The 14,802-nt window shown below is 59.8% G+C and carries 13 protein-coding genes; 7 read left to right on the top strand and 6 right to left on the bottom strand.

What is annotated here, in order from left to right; translation table 11 throughout:
* Positions 1 to 10 precede the first annotated feature (10 nt).
* Positions 11 to 2,266 carry a xanthine dehydrogenase family protein molybdopterin-binding subunit gene (locus ELE36_RS04520; RefSeq protein ID WP_129831955.1) on the bottom strand — a complete coding sequence of 752 codons (2,256 nt, stop codon included), beginning with the start codon at positions 2,264 to 2,266 and terminating at the stop codon, positions 11 to 13.
* The gene (locus tag ELE36_RS04525; RefSeq protein ID WP_129831956.1) at positions 2,263 to 2,793 is read right to left on the bottom strand and encodes a (2Fe-2S)-binding protein; all 531 of its coding nucleotides are present in this window, start codon (positions 2,791 to 2,793) and stop codon (positions 2,263 to 2,265) included. The genes ELE36_RS04520 and ELE36_RS04525 overlap by 4 nt, the downstream gene beginning before the upstream one ends.
* 177 nt (positions 2,794 to 2,970) lie before the next feature.
* Between ELE36_RS04525 and ELE36_RS04530 the strand changes: the two genes are divergently transcribed.
* From ELE36_RS04530 to ELE36_RS04545, 4 genes are all read left to right on the top strand, one after another.
* Entirely contained in the window at positions 2,971 to 5,583 is a 2,613-nt protein-coding gene (locus ELE36_RS04530; RefSeq protein WP_242512365.1) for a bifunctional aspartate kinase/diaminopimelate decarboxylase, read from the top strand.
* Positions 5,584 to 5,644: 61 nt separating this feature from the next.
* Positions 5,645 to 6,985 carry a UDP-N-acetyl-alpha-D-muramoyl-L-alanyl-L-glutamate epimerase gene (murL, locus tag ELE36_RS04535; RefSeq protein WP_425480905.1) on the top strand — a complete coding sequence of 447 codons (1,341 nt, stop codon included), beginning with the start codon at positions 5,645 to 5,647 and terminating at the stop codon, positions 6,983 to 6,985.
* Positions 6,972 to 8,342 carry a UDP-N-acetylmuramoyl-L-alanine--D-glutamate ligase gene (gene murD, locus ELE36_RS04540; RefSeq protein WP_129831958.1) on the top strand — a complete coding sequence of 457 codons (1,371 nt, stop codon included), beginning with the start codon at positions 6,972 to 6,974 and terminating at the stop codon, positions 8,340 to 8,342. The genes murL and murD overlap by 14 nt, the downstream gene beginning before the upstream one ends.
* A 147-nt stretch (positions 8,343 to 8,489) precedes the next feature.
* Complete coding sequence (locus ELE36_RS04545; RefSeq protein WP_129831959.1) at positions 8,490 to 9,176, top strand: cytochrome b/b6 domain-containing protein; 687 nt, start codon at positions 8,490 to 8,492, stop codon at positions 9,174 to 9,176.
* Between the two features lie 87 nt (positions 9,177 to 9,263).
* On the opposite strand, the gene ELE36_RS04550 is transcribed toward ELE36_RS04545, so the two are convergent.
* A complete protein-coding gene (locus ELE36_RS04550) occupies positions 9,264 to 9,722 on the bottom strand; it encodes a c-type cytochrome (RefSeq protein WP_129831960.1) in 459 nt (152 codons plus the stop codon).
* Between the two features lie 137 nt (positions 9,723 to 9,859).
* On the opposite strand from ELE36_RS04550, the gene ELE36_RS04555 reads away from it, so the two are divergent.
* From ELE36_RS04555 to ELE36_RS04565, 3 genes are all read left to right on the top strand, one after another.
* Positions 9,860 to 10,642: a dienelactone hydrolase family protein gene (locus tag ELE36_RS04555; protein ID WP_129831961.1), complete on the top strand. Its 783-nt coding sequence runs from the start codon at positions 9,860 to 9,862 to the stop codon at positions 10,640 to 10,642.
* Between the two features lie 103 nt (positions 10,643 to 10,745).
* Positions 10,746 to 11,033: a type II toxin-antitoxin system RelE/ParE family toxin gene (locus ELE36_RS04560; RefSeq protein WP_129831962.1), complete on the top strand. Its 288-nt coding sequence runs from the start codon at positions 10,746 to 10,748 to the stop codon at positions 11,031 to 11,033.
* Positions 11,034 to 11,045: 12 nt separating this feature from the next.
* On the top strand, positions 11,046 to 11,366 hold the full coding sequence (locus ELE36_RS04565) for an addiction module antidote protein (RefSeq protein WP_129831963.1): 321 nt from the start codon (positions 11,046 to 11,048) through the stop codon (positions 11,364 to 11,366).
* 51 nt (positions 11,367 to 11,417) lie between these two features.
* Here ELE36_RS04565 and ELE36_RS04570 read toward each other — a convergent pair whose 3' ends face one another.
* From ELE36_RS04570 to ELE36_RS04580, 3 genes are all read right to left on the bottom strand, one after another.
* Positions 11,418 to 12,347 carry a polyprenyl synthetase family protein gene (locus tag ELE36_RS04570; protein WP_129836614.1) on the bottom strand — a complete coding sequence of 310 codons (930 nt, stop codon included), beginning with the start codon at positions 12,345 to 12,347 and terminating at the stop codon, positions 11,418 to 11,420.
* Positions 12,348 to 12,518: 171 nt separating this feature from the next.
* A complete protein-coding gene (locus ELE36_RS04575; protein ID WP_129831964.1) occupies positions 12,519 to 13,529 on the bottom strand; it encodes a dipeptide epimerase in 1,011 nt (336 codons plus the stop codon).
* Positions 13,526 to 14,557 carry an N-acetyltransferase DgcN family protein gene (locus ELE36_RS04580; RefSeq protein ID WP_129831965.1) on the bottom strand — a complete coding sequence of 344 codons (1,032 nt, stop codon included), beginning with the start codon at positions 14,555 to 14,557 and terminating at the stop codon, positions 13,526 to 13,528. Before ELE36_RS04580 ends, ELE36_RS04575 begins: the two co-directional genes overlap by 4 nt.
* Positions 14,558 to 14,802 lie beyond the last annotated feature (245 nt).

The following is a 14,802-nucleotide window of genomic DNA, read 5'->3' on the forward strand; positions in this document are numbered from 1 at the left end:
TGCGTGTCCGCTACAAGACCTTCTTGAGCTGATCGCCGATCGGCAGCGTGCGGATGCGGAAGCCGGTTGCGGCAAAAATCGCGTTGGTCAGCGCCGGCAACGCGCTCGGCACGCCCATCTCGCCGGCACCAGATGGATCCTTGTCCGAAGGCGCAATCACTACCTCGACATTCTCCGGCGCCTGCGCCATGCGCAGCAGCGGATAGTCGTTGAAGTTGCTCTGCTGCACCTGGCCGTCTTTGACTGTGATACCGAGCTTGATCGCGGTCGACAGACCATCGATCGTGCCGCCCATCATCTGCGCTTCGACGCCTAGCGGATTCACCACACGACCGACATCGACCACACACACCGCGCGATGGATCACGATCGTACCGTCGATCGCCGATACCTCGAACGCATGCGCGGCATACCCACCAAACGTGAAATGACAGGCGATGCCGAGACCGTGATCCTTGTCCGGCTTGCGACCCCAGCCGATTTTTTCGGCGCAGACTTTCAGCACATTGGCGAGACGACCGGTATCGAACTTCGGGCCACCGTGGCCAGCGTAACTTAGTTCGCGCGGTGCGCCGAGCATTTTCAGGCGCAGTGCGACCGGATCCTGCTTCAGCTCGACCGCCAGTTCATCGATGAAACTCTGCACCGCGAACGCATGGAACGTATGCAGCGGCGCGCGCCACCAACCACGTGGCATGCCCGAGGCGATCGGATAAAAGGTCTTCTCCAGATTCGCGATCAGCTGCGCCGGGAAATCGTCCGGTTCGAGACAGCCCGTGTAGATCGGACTGTCCTTCATGCCGGCGTCGCGGTAGGTGCGCGGCGTGGCGGCGCAACGATGGGTGAAGCCGGTGATTTCCTTTTTCTTGTCGAGCGTGGCGACCAGGTGATGCACGCCGAACGGGCGATAAAAATCGTGCGCGATATCGTCTTCGCGCGTCCAGATCAGCTTGACCGGTTTGCCGACCGCTTTCGCGATCAACACCGCTTCGGCGACAAAATCGTTTTTCAAACGTCGCCCGAAACCGCCACCGGCACGCGTCATGCGGATCTCGATCTTGTCGCGCGGAATGCCGGTCAACTGGCTGATGATTTGCGACGCACCGCTCGGGCTTTGCAGCGACGAAATCAGCAGTGCGTGATCGACTTCGATCTTGATCAGTGCGTTCGGCGGTTCCATCGTCGCGTGCGCGAGAAACGGCACCTGATAACGCGCTTCGAAAACCTTTTTCGCATCCTTGCGCGCCTTGGCGAAATCGCCGTCACTGCGCACTTTTACGCCATCATCGCCGCGCAGCAATTCTGCCGCCTTGGCTTCGAGCGCGGCGCTGGATTCGCTGGCCCACGGGCCGGGCGTCCAGGTCACTTTCAGTGCTTGTCGGCCCTTGATCGCGGCCCAGGTATTTTCCGCGATCACTGCAATGCCGGTGGCGAGCTGGCCAGTGATCGGCTCGTCGGGTTTCGGACCGGCCAGGCGGATCACGTCCTTGACGCCCGGCACCTTGCGCGCCTCGCTGTCGTCGAGCGTGTCGATATCGCCATCCATATGCGGGCAACGCAACACCACGGCGAACAACGCGCCGGCCATATAAGCGTCTATTCCAAATTCGGCGCGACCGGTGACGATCGCCGGGCCGTCGGCGGTCAAGGTCGGTTTGCCGATCACGCGAAACTGGTCGGGATTTTTCAACGCCACCGGTTCGGTCGGCGGATCGATCTTCGCGGCCGCAGCGGCGAGCTGGCCGTAACTCGCGCGGCGACCAGTCTGCGCAATCACGAATCCGGCCTCGGTACGCAACTGATCCAGCGGTAATTGCCAGTCGCTCGCGGCGGCTTGCAGCAACAGCCAGCGTGCGGTCGCGCCGGCCTGACGCAAATCTTTCCAGCCCTGCGGAATACTGTCGCTGCCGCCAGCGCCCTGGCTGCCGTATTTGTTGCCCGGGCCTTTGTCGGTTTCGATGTAGCCGTACGGCAACTGCTCGACCTTGACCTGCGCCCAATCGACATCGAGTTCTTCGGCGATCAGCATCGGCAGCGAAGTAATTACGCCTTGGCCGATTTCGCAGCCGCGCGCGCCGATCGTGATGCGGTTGTCGGCGCTGATGCGCACGAACGGACCGAGCTGTTCGGCGACACCACCGCGCAGTTCCAGCGGCAGGTCAGATTGCGCCGCCAGCGCCGAGCGCCAGCCGACGATCAACGCGCCAGACGCGCCAGCCATAACACTCAGAAAATGCCGCCGCGAATCGTTGATGCGGGCACTCACTTGCTTGCTCCGTGCATCAGTTCGGCGGCGCGCTTGATCGCCTGGCGAATGCGCGGATAGGTGCCGCAGCGGCACAGGTTGCTGATGCGGTTGATGTCGGCATCGTTCGGTTTCGGCGTGCGTTTGAGCAGATCCACCGCCGCCATGATCTGGCCAGCTTGGCAATAACCGCATTGCGCGACGTCAGCTTCGATCCATGCGCGTTGCACCGGATGCAGCGCATCGCCAGTCGCGAGGCCTTCGATGGTGACGATATCGTGGCCGGTCGCCGCGCTGATCGGCGTGAGGCACGAACGTTGCGCCTTGCCATCGACCAACACCGTGCACGCGCCGCACGCGCCGATGCCGCAACCGAACTTGGTGCCGGTCAGGCGCAGCGTATCGCGCAGAAACCACAGCAGCGGCATGCTCGGATCACCGCCGTGGAAAAACGGCTTGCCGTTGATGCGCAGCGGCAGCGATTTGTCGTCATCGGCAACGAACGGCACGCTGGTCGTGCGTGCGCTATCGATCGGGGTATCTTGCATGCGTCATCTCCGGCTGGCACGGCTGTGGCACTGATTCCCTCCACAGCAGGTAGACGCTAATTGTCGCATTCCCGCTGGTTGCCTGCACATCGTTGCTGCTTGTTTTTTTGCAGCGCACAAGCACAATGGACGGATCAGTGCGCCCGCGCTGACACTCCCCGGGATGCAACTCTTACCGTGACAGCGACAAATACCGCGCCGTTATCCGCCGAAGCGCCATGGATAGTCATCAAATTTGGTGGAACCAGCGTATCCAAACGCGAGCGCTGGGACAATATTCGTGGAATTGCAGCGCAGCATCTGGCGCGCGGAAAACGCGTGCTGATCGTGGTTTCAGCGCTGTCGGGCATGACCGACAAACTCAAAAGCATCGCCGAGTCACGCGGCAATAGCGCGGCACCGGCGCTCGCGCACAGCGAAATTCTCGCGCGTCATGCAGCGATGCTGGCCGAACTCGATCTCGCGCCCGAGGTGTTGCACGACTGGCTCGACCAACTCGATGGACTGGTGAATGCGCCGGATCGCGAGTCGGTGGCGCTGAGCTGGCAGGCGCAGGTATTGTCGCTTGGCGAGCTGCTATCGAGCACGCTCGGCGCGGCTTATCTCAATGCGAGCGGACTCGCGACGAACTGGCTTGATGCGCGCGCGCATCTGCGTGCCGAAGCGCTGCCGAACCAGAACGCATGGGGGCGTTATCTGTCCGCATCGGTGCCAACCTCGCCGGATGCGGTCTTCACCAGCGCACTCGCCAAGCAGGGTGAAGTTTTTATCACCCAGGGATTCATGGCGCGCAATGCCGATGGCGAAACGGTGATCCTCGGCCGTGGCGGTTCGGATACGTCGGCGGCATATTTCGGCGCACTGCTGAAGGCCGAAAAAGTCGAAATCTGGACCGACGTCTGCGGCATGTTCAGCGCCAATCCGCGCCAAGTTGCAGCGGCGCGATTGCTCGGTCGTCTCGATTACGAAGAGGCGCAGGAAATCGCCACCACCGGCGCCAAAGTATTGCATCCGCGTTGCCTGAATCCGCTGCGTGAGGCGCAGGTGCCGCTGCTGATCAAGGACACGAATCGGCCGGAATTGGCCGGCACCGAAATCAGCATCGCACCCGCGCACGCGGCGCCGAGCATCAAGGCGATCAGCTCGCGTTCCGGCATCACGCTGGTATCGATGGAATCGATTGGCATGTGGCAGCAGGTCGGTTTTCTGTCCGACCTGTTTGCAATTTTCAAACATCACGGCTTGTCGATAGACCTGATTTCCACTGCTGAAACCAACGTCACGGTATCGCTCGATCCGAGTGAAAATCTGCTGAGTTCCGACGTGCTTTCCGCGCTGTGCGCCGACCTCGCGCAAGTGTGCCGGGTCAAGGTGATCACGCCGTGCGCGGCGATCACGTTGGTCGGGCGCGGCATCCGTTCGCTGATGCACAAATTATCCGGCGTGCTTGCCGAGTTCGGCAGCTTGCGTGTGCATCAGCTGACGCAATCATCGAACAATCTCAACCTCACTTTTGTCGTCGATGAAGACGTTGCGGTCGGCCTCGTGCCGCGGCTGCACGCATTATTGATCAAGGCCGAGGCGATGCGTATCAGTGATCCGGCGGTGTTCGGTCCGAGCTGGCGCGAGTTGTACGCCGACAACGCGGCGCAAACGCGCGCGTTGCCGTGGTGGATGGCCAAACGCGAGGCGCTGCTCGCGCTTGCTGCGGGTGATACGCCGCGATATGTCTACGACCGCGACAATGTGCGCTTGCAGGCGCAATCACTGCGTGCGTTCGGCGCGGTCGACGAATGGTTTTACGCGATCAAGGCAAATCCGCATCCCGCTGTGCTCGCTGAACTCGTGCAGCAAGGTTTTGGCCTCGAATGCGTATCGCTGCCCGAGCTTACTGCGGTGCGCGCCGCGCAGCCCGATCTGCCGTTGCAAAAGATTCTGTTCACGCCGAATTTCGCGCCGCGCGAAGAATACGCCGCAGCGCGTGCGATGGGCGTGCGCATCACGCTCGACAACCTGCATCCGCTTGCATTTTGGGGCGACATTTTTGCCGGCGGCGAAATCATTCTGCGCGTCGATCTCGGCGTCGGTCGTGGCCATCACGACAAGGTCAAGACCGGTGGCGCGCAATCCAAGTTCGGCCTGTCGCTCGATGAATTGCCGGAGTTCCGTCGCCTCGCCGCGCAGCACGGCGTGCGCGTGGTCGGCCTGCACGCGCATCTCGGTTCGGGCATTCTCGATCACGGCCATTGGCGCGAGGTTTACGCGCAACTCGCGAGCCTGGCCGAACCGTTCGGCACGGTCGAGTTGTTGAACATCGGCGGTGGCCTCGGCGTGCCGGCACGCGCTGATGAAACGCCGCTGGATCTGGCAGCATTTGGCGCAACCCTGGCCGAGATCAAGGCCGCGTATCCGCAATATCGCCTGTGGCTCGAACCCGGCCGTTATCTGGTTGCCGATGCCGGTGTGTTGCTCGCGCGCGTGACCCAGCTCAAGCGCAAGGGCGACTTCCACTACGTCGGTATCGACGCTGGCATGAACTCGTTATTGCGTCCAGCGCTGTACGAGGCGTATCACGAAATCGTCAATCTCACACGGCTGGATAAACCGGCCGACACGCTTTATCAAGTGGTCGGGCCGATCTGCGAATCCGGCGATGTGCTTGGCAATAATCGTTGCCTGCCGCAGACCTTTGAAGGCGACGTTTTGCTGATCGCGCAGACCGGCGCATACGGTGCGGTGATGGGCTCGCGTTACAATCTGCGTGAGCCTGCTGCGGAAATCGTGTTGTGAATAAATGCCCTGATCTATTGCCTGCGTTGCGGCATGTTTGTTTTTGGAGTGAGCTGTGTTGTTGAATGATCCATGCCAGGCCGCGACCTTCCGTTTTGTCGGTTGCAGCTTCGATGCGAGCAGCGGCGAGGCGCAGTTGCGATATGCGTTCGACGATGGCGCGGAGCTGATCGAACGCATTGTTTTCCCCGAAGCGCCGACGCTCGATCCAGCGCGTCGCGCCGCGTTCGACGCTGCCTTGAAATTGCTGCACCTGATCGCTGGCGTGAGTTATTTCAAGGCTGGCGTACCCGCGCAAATCCGCGTCGAAAAATATGCGATCGACCGCGACACCGCTGACTTGCTCGACGAGTTGTACCTGCAAGGTCTGGGCGAATTCGCGTATCAGAATAAACTCGACTTGCGCGGAAAAATCCGCTTTCCGGTAGGCGCCGAAAACGCAACGGCGGCAGTTTCTTGCGGATTGCCGCGGCGCAGTTTGGTGCCGATCGGCGGCGGCAAGGATTCGCTGGTGTCGGTCGAGCTGCTCAAAAAAATCGGCGAACCAGCGACCGCCGTGTGGGTCGGTAATTCAGCGTTGATCGCGGCATGCGCGCAGGCTACGGGTTTGCCGATGTTGAACATCCAACGCCAGATTGCACCGGAGTTGTTCGAGCTGAATCGGCAGGGTGCGTGGAACGGCCACATTCCGGTCACGGCGATTAATTCGGCGATTCTTGTAGTCGCTGCAATCCTGTACGGCTTTGATGCCATCGCGTTTTCCAACGAGCATTCCGCGTCTAGCGCCACGCTCGAATACGACGGTCAGGCGATCAATCATCAGTGGAGCAAGAGTTTCACGTTCGAGCGTCGGCTGCACACGTATCTGCAATCGCATGTTGCTGCCGATCTCGATTATTTCTCGTTGCTGCGGCCGTTGTCCGAGCTTGCAGTGACGAAGCGATTTGCGCATCTCACGCAATATCACGCGCTGTTTTCGAGCTGCAATCGCAACTTCCGCATCCTCGGCACGCGACCGGCGGATCGCTGGTGCGGACAATGTCCGAAATGTCATTTTGTATTCCTCGCCCTCGCGCCGTTCTGCACCAAACCGCAACTCGTGCAGATTTTCGGGCGCAACCTGCTCGATGATGAAAGTCAGACCGCCGGCTTCGATGCGCTGCTTGAATATCGCCATCACAAGCCGTTCGAATGCGTCGGCGAAGGTCGCGAATCGCGCGCAGCAATGTACACGCTGAGCCAGCGCGCAGAGTGGCGCGAAGATGCGATCGTGCAACGTTTTACGCACGAGATTCTGCCGCAGCTCGATGTGACGGCGCTCGCGCTTGCACCGTTGCTGCAGCCAGCGGCGGAACATTTGTTGCCGGCGCGCTTGACGGCGGTACTCGATGCGTCTGGCTGAACTCGCCGGCAAGCGTGTTGCGATCTGGGGTTACGGTCGTGAAGGTCGTGCCGCGCTGAATCTGTTGCGCCAGCGTTTTCCGCAACAACGATTCACCTTGCTCTGCACGAGTGCAGAAGCCGCCGCCGCACATGCATTGGCCGATGCCAATCTCGATGTGCTTGTGCATGCGGCGGAGTCAAACGCGCTGCTGCAGTTCGAGGTGATGATCAAGTCGCCGGGCATCAGTCCGTATCAGCCGGCGGTGCACGACGCGCTCGAAGCCGGCGTGCGATTCACCTCGGGCAGCGCGATCTGGTTCGCAGAAAATCCCCACGCGCGCACGATATGTATCACTGGCACCAAGGGCAAAAGCACGGTCAGCGCATTGATCGCGCATCTGCTGCGCAGCGCCGGGAAAACGGTGGCGCTGGCCGGCAATATTGGTCTGCCGCTGCTGGAACTTATGGACGTAAAAACGTCCATCGACTGGTGGGTGATCGAGTTGTCGAGTTTCCAGACACGCGATGCGCAAGCGGTGCCGGATGTGTTGCTGGTCAACAATCTGTATCCCGAGCATCTGGATTGGCACGGCAGCATCGAGACGTATTACGCCGACAAACTCGCGCTCGCCGCGCGTGCAAAACATCTGGTGATCGGCGCGCAGCAACCGGAGCTAGCGGCGTATTGCGACCAGCATCCCGCGCGAACATTTTTCGGCACGAGCAGCGGATGGCATGTGACCGATGCTGCGATTTGGCGCGGCGACAAACGTGTCTTCGATCTGAGCGCGTCACCGCTACCCGGTGCGCACAACGCGCAGAATCTGTGCGCTGCGTTTGCGATGCTCGAAGCCGCTGGCGAAGATGCGGTGACGTTCGCGCCGTTCATCGCAAGTTTCCAGCCACTGCCACATCGCCTGCAAACGCTCGGTGTGAGGGACGGCATCACCTATGTCAACGACAGCATTGCGACGACGCCGTATGCGACGCTGGAGGCGTTGCACAGTTTTCCCGCGCGCGCCGTGACCTTGCTGGTCGGCGGTTTTGATCGGGGCGTGAGCTGGGAAGATTTTGCACTGCACATGCAAGTCGCGCCGCCGCATACGATCATCACGATGGGCGCGAACGGTGCTCGCATCGCCGCATCGCTGCGTGCGCATGCAGTGACTTGTGAGATCGTGGAAACCGTCACGCTCGAAGCAGTAATCGCCGTTGCAAAAACGCGGACGCCAGTTGATGGCGTGGTATTGCTTTCGCCGGGCGCGCCGAGCTTCGATCAGTTTCGCGACTATGCCGAACGCGGGCGCGAATTCGCGCGGCTGGCGGGGTTTGATCCGCAGTTGATTTCGGGCATAGCGGGGCTTGGTATCGCCTGAGATATCGGCGCGCTTGCGAAATATTCGCGCATCATTCCGCTCTTGCCCGTCATTCCAGCCTGCGCTGAAGCGCCTTTCAACAGCGAAGCTGGTCAATGACGGCTTATCTCATCTTCTTCAAGTAAATTTCTGCACAGGTTTTGAAAGATGATCAATGAAACTCCCGCAACCCACAGCAAAATCTGGGATCTGCCCACGCGCATTTTCCACTGGCTGCTGGTCGTACTGATCGTGCTGCAATATCTCAGCGGCGAGTTCGAACTGCTGAGTATGCAATGGCATTTCTGGCTCGGTTATACAACGCTCGCGCTGATCGTGTTTCGTGTGTTGTGGGGATTTTTCGGTTCGCAGAGTGCGCGGTTTTCATCGTTCGTGCGCGGGCCGATCGCGGCGGCACGTTATGCCGCATCGCTGTTCTCGAAAAATCCGCAGCGCAGCGTCGGACACAATCCGCTCGGCGGCTGGTCGGTGCTGCTCATGTTGCTTTGCGTGCTGGCGCAGGCGGTTACCGGGCTTTTCAGCAGCGACGATGTCAGCGAGGCCGGCCCGCTCGTCGAGCATGTCAGCGCGGCGACGGTGCGCTGGATGACGCATTTGCATCATCTCAACCAGAATATTTTACTGCTGCTGATCGCAGTGCATATCGTTGCGGTGCTGCTGCACTGGCTGCTGGGGCGCGAAAACCTGATCGCAGCGATGTTGAGCGGTCGCAAGAAATTGCCTGCGGCTGTCCGGCTGCGTTTTGTCGGCAATAGCATCGCCTTGCTGTTGTTTGCGATCAGCGCCGCTGCGGTGATCGCATTGGTGCTGTGGGGCAATCGCACTGGCGGATAAAAGAGATCGCGCGCATATTCGCGAGCGATCCATATCTGCAGTAACAAGCGCTCCGACTAATACCGCAACACGATCGCCGCGATACCCTCAATCGTCGTCTTTCTTGTATTTCTCGTGGCAGTTCTTGCACGCTTCGGCGGTTTTCGCGAACTGCGCCTTGAACTTCGCTTCGTCGCCTGTGTGCGCGGCATCGGCGAGCAGTTTGGTTTGTTCCACCAGTGAATTCGCCTTGCTCGTGAAATCGTCGAACTGCTTCCAGATCAATGGCTGCGCGTCGGTTTTTGCATCGGCCGACGGCGCCTTGCGGAAACCTTCGAGTATCTGTGGCGCGAGTGCGGCGAGACGATCGGCGCGCAGCGCAGCTTCTTTCGCATCGAACGGAATCTTGCCTTTGTTCATCGCGCCGAGCGGTGAGAAATTCCAGCCGATCAGGTGAAACAACGATTGCCGATAATTGATTTCGGGATCGGTATTCATGTGCGCCAGCGCGCTGCCGGCGCTCACCATCACGGCGCCGCACACCAATATCAAACGAGAAATTTTCATGCGCCACTCCGGTCATGCCGGACAATCCGGCGCATGGAGTTTAGCAAGCCGCAACCCCGCGCGCGCAAGTGCGTACTAATCACATCGAGTAGACGTTCGCGCCTTATGATATGCCACCACCCAACCCGGAGTTCGTCATGAAATTACGTCATCTATTTGTTTTGCTGGCCACGTTTTCCGCCGCTTCTGCGCTTGCCGCACCGACCGCCAAACCGGTCAATTACAAGATTGGCGATACCGAGTTTCAAGGCCAGCTGATTTACGACGACGCCATAAAAACGTCGCGCCCGGGTTTGGTGATGGTGCCGAACTGGTACGGCATCAATACCACTGCGATTGAAAAAGCCAAGATGATCGCCGGCCGCGACTACGTGATTTTCCTCGCCGACATGTACGGCAAGGATGCAAAAGTAACTGACGACGCAAGCGCGCAAGCGGTGGTCAAACCGTTGTATGCCGATCGCGAATTGATGCGCACGCGCATCAAGGCTGGTCTCGCACAATTGCAGGCGCAAATCGGCAAGGCACCGATCGACGCGAAAAAACTTGGCGCGATCGGATTCTGCTTCGGCGGTTCCGCAGTACTTGATCTCGGCCGCGCCGGCGCGGACATCGCAGCCATCGTCACCTTCCACGGCCAACTCTCCACCGACAAACCCGAACTCGCGAAAAACATCAAGGCCAAAGTGCTGGTATTGAACGGCGCCGACGACAAAGGCGTCGGCAAACAGGTCGATGGATTCGAGAAGGAAATGACCGACGCGAATGTCGACTGGCAATTCGTCAACTTCAGCGGCGCGGTGCATTGTTTCACCGAAACCGAATCGAACTCACCCGGCTGCAAGTACGACGAGAAGGTTTCAAAACGCGCTTATGTGATGATGCACAATTTGCTGGGTGAGGCGTTTGCTGGGCGTTGATTTGTATGCGAGCAACCGTTTACGCGGAGAAATTAAATCGGTATCAAGTGCGGGCGAGACCGCTAGCACTTGATATGTGTATCCTACAGGATACAATGTATCCATGCGAGTGCAGACAACAGAAGTCTACCGAAATTGGATCAACGCGCTGAAAGATCGCATCGGTCGTGCTCGAATTCAGATGCGTGTGGATCGGCTGGCTCACGGTAATCCTGGGCAACATCGCAACCTCACGGACGGTGTCTCCGAATTGAAAATCGATATTGGCCCGGGTTATCGCGTCTACTACACCGAGAAAAATGGCGAGCTTATCGTCCTCCTTGCTGGCGGTGATAAATCGAGTCAGCAGCAAGACATAAAGATCGCCATGGCACTCGCGAAAAACCTTTAGGAGTCATCCAAAATGCTCAAGGTAACTTCAAAAAAAATTGCCAAGACCAAGACTGTGGCCTACGACGTGGCCGAACAGTTGCGTACGCCAGAGGAAATGGCCGCTTATCTCGATGCGTGGTTGACCGACGCGCCTGATGATGCGGCGGGCATCGCGCGCGCACTCGGTGACATCGCGCGTGCGAAGGGCATGTCGCAGGTTGCGCGTGATGCGGGCCTCAGTCGCGAGAGTCTTTACAAAGCGCTTGGCGAGAACGGCAATCCGAGTTTTGCGACCGTGCTCAAAGTCGCTCGTGCACTTGGCTTGCGTCTGCATGCAGATGCGGCGATTTAACGCTATGCGAGTCCGCAAACAAACGACGTACTAAGCAGCAATTCGTCGCACTCAATACCCGCGATTCACCGCGTAATCCGCCAGCGCCAGCAACGCATCGCGCGCTGCGGATTCAGGCAAAACCCGCAACGCAGTCTTCGCCGACTCGGCATAGCCCAGCGCCTTCGCGCGGCTGAGTTCGAGCGCGCCGGATTCGTGGATCGCCGCGACGATATTTTCCAGCGAATCCAGCCCGCCGGTTTCGATCGCGCGGCGCATCGATGCGGCATGTTCGGGCTTGCTGCGCTGGATTGCATAGATCAGCGGCAGGGTCGGTTTGCCTTCGGCGAGATCGTCGCCGATGTTCTTGCCGAGGGTATCGCTGTCGGATACATAATCGAGTACATCGTCGGCGATCTGGAACGCAAAACCCAGATGCATGCCGTATAGCGCGAGAGCTTCTTCCTGCTCGCGCGGCAAGCCGCCGAGCACGGCGCCGAGTCGCGTCGCAGCCGAAAACAGCACCGCAGTCTTGCGCTCGATCACCTGCAGATACGCAGCTTCGTCGGTGTCGGGATTGTTGATGTGCAGCAGTTGCAGCACTTCGCCTTCGGCGATCGCGTTGGTGGTGTCGGCGAGGATTTTCATCACGCGCATGCGCTCGAGTTCCACCATGAGCTGGAACGCGCGCGAATACAGAAAATCGCCGACCAGCACGCTTGCCGCATTGCCCCATACCGCGTTGGCGGTCTTGCGGCCGCGACGCAAATCGGATTCGTCGACGACATCATCGTGCAGCAAGGTGGCGGTATGGATGAACTCGACCACGGCGGCGAGCTGGATATGTTCATCGCCCGCATACAACGCGGCCTGCGCTGCGAGCAATACCAGCATCGGGCGCAGGCGCTTGCCGCCGCTGCCGATGATGTGCGCGCCGATCTGGTTAATCAGCACGACATCGGAGGCGAGCCGCGTGCGAATCAGCGTATTCACCGCCGCCATGTCGTTGGCGACCAGCGCCTGCACCGCGGCGAAGCCGGTCGTGGCGGATGCGGTGGTCGTCGGAGTTGCGGTGGAATTCAAGAGCGCTGCCTTGCCGGTAAGAATGCCGCGATTATAGCGGGCGGCGCAGGCTGGCGGGAGGCGACATCGTGATACCCGACGTGGTTGCAGTTACGGCGCGCCCCATAATTCGTCGGGGCACGTGACCATGCCGTTTTCGAAACGCAGCGGATGCGGTCGATCGTGGCTCAAGAATACCGGCCCATCGAGATCGACGATATTGCACAATTGCCCGACCAGAAACGCCGGCGCCATCGCCAGCGAGGTGCCGACCATGTTGCCGACCATCACCTCGCGCCCGAGCCGACGTGCCGCGCGCGCCATCGCCAATCCTTCGGTCAGGCCGCCGCATTTGTCGAGTTTGATATTGATCACATCGAAGCGATTCGCGAGTCGCGCGAGATCGGCCAAGCCTTGCACACTTTCGTCGGCGGCGATCGCGATGGACGAGCGCAGATGTTCCAATTGCGCTTCGCGCCCGACCGGAAACGGCTGTTCAATCAACGCCACGTGTGCCTGTTGCAACACCGGCAACAGCTGTCGCAGCAACGTTGGTGTGAAACCCTGATTGGCGTCGACGCCCAGCCATACATCCGGCCGCGCCGCCCGCACCGCGCGAATGCGTTCGGCGTCCTGCGCTTCGCCCGTGAGCTTGATCTTGATCGCCTTGGCTTGCGCATACGCGCGCGCATCGGCGGCCATTTTCTCGGGATCGTTCGCGCCGACAGTGAATGTGGTCAGCAACTCTCGCGGCGGTTCGAGTCCGGCAATCTGCCACGCGCTGCGACCGGTAAGTTTGGCTTCGAGATCCCACAACGCGCAGTCGATGGCGTTGCGCGCGCCGCCGGTCGGCAGCAATTTTTGCAGCGAATCGCGATCGAGTCCGGCCTCGATCGACGCCCGCACCGCTTCGATTTGTCGCACCACGCCGGGCGCATCGTCATCGTCGCGGTAATACACGCCGGACGCTTCGCCGCGGCCGACATGACCGTCTTTTTCCAGCGTGACCAGCACGACATCGGTGTCGACCATCGTGCTGCCGGTGATATGAAACGGTTGCAGCAACGGGAATTTTTCGATCACGACATGCAGCGTGATTCGTTCGAATCGCGGCGCGCTCATTTTGCGGTCGCAGTATCGAACGCCGCATCCAGTGCAGTGATAAAACGATCCACGCCATCGCGGATCGGATCGGCACACGGCAACCCGGTTTCCGCCTCGATACGGGCGCGTTCGCGTGAGAAATCCGCCTCGGACATTGCGGATGCATTCACCGCGATGCCGATGCAGCGCACATTCGAATTGGTCAATCGCGCCGCTTCGACATAACGCTCGATGCAGACCGTGAGCGACGGAATCGGATAATCCGCGAGGCCGTCAATCGTCGTGCGTGCCAGGTCATGGCACAACACCAACGCATCTGGCTGGGTGCCGTGCAGCAGGCCAAGCGTGACGCCCGCGTAACTCGGATGAAACAGCGAACCTTGTCCTTCGACGATATCCCAATGATCGACATCGTTTGCCGGCGACAACCGCTCGGCGGCGCCGGCGACAAAATCGCAGACCACCGCGTCGATCGGTATGCCGCTGCCGTCGATCATGATGCCGGTTTGGCCGGTCGCACGGAAACTGGATTTGCGGCCACGTTCGCGCAGGCAACGATCAATCGCGAGTGCGGTATATTTTTTGCCGACCGCGCAATCGGTGCCGACCGTGATCAAGCGTCGACCCGATCGTTTTGCGCCGGTGGCGACTGTGAGATCTGCGGGAGGCACACGCACATCGATCAGGCGCGCACCATGCGCGGCGGTGAGTTGGGCCAAGCCTGGAATTGCGCCAAGCCGCGTATGCAAGCCGCTGACGATATCCAATCCGAGTCGTGCTGCTTGCCGCAGCGACTCGATCCAGTGCGGTTGAAACGCACCGCCCATCGGCGCGACTCCGATGATCAGGCTGCGCACGCCGAGTTTCTTGGCTTGCTCCAGGCTCAGGTCGGGCAGGCCGGTGTCGGCCGCGCAACCGGGCAGGCGGAATTGGCCGCGACAAAGTTCGCGACGCCAATAGGCGATGCCGATGGCGGTCTTCGCATCGGTTGCCGACGGCGTATCGCCGAGAAACAGCAGATAAGGTGTTCGCAATACCGGTAACATTTTTCCCCCTGACAACTTCCTGGCCGCAAGTGCGGCGCACGATCAGGGTTCGATCATAATGTGTGTCAACAAACTTATGCAATAAAAGTTATTTAAGTAACATTTTGTAATGACGGCGAACGCGCGCTTCGGGCACCTCAATCATCAATGTGTCATTGAACACAAAAAAATATTCTGTTATATACCTAACAAATTGGCAATCTTGTCGGCGCTTGCGTAAACCAGCACGGCAAGATCGATGCTCT

It is taken from the genome of Pseudolysobacter antarcticus (assembly GCF_004168365.1).
Taxonomy (GTDB): domain Bacteria; phylum Pseudomonadota; class Gammaproteobacteria; order Xanthomonadales; family Rhodanobacteraceae; genus Pseudolysobacter; species Pseudolysobacter antarcticus.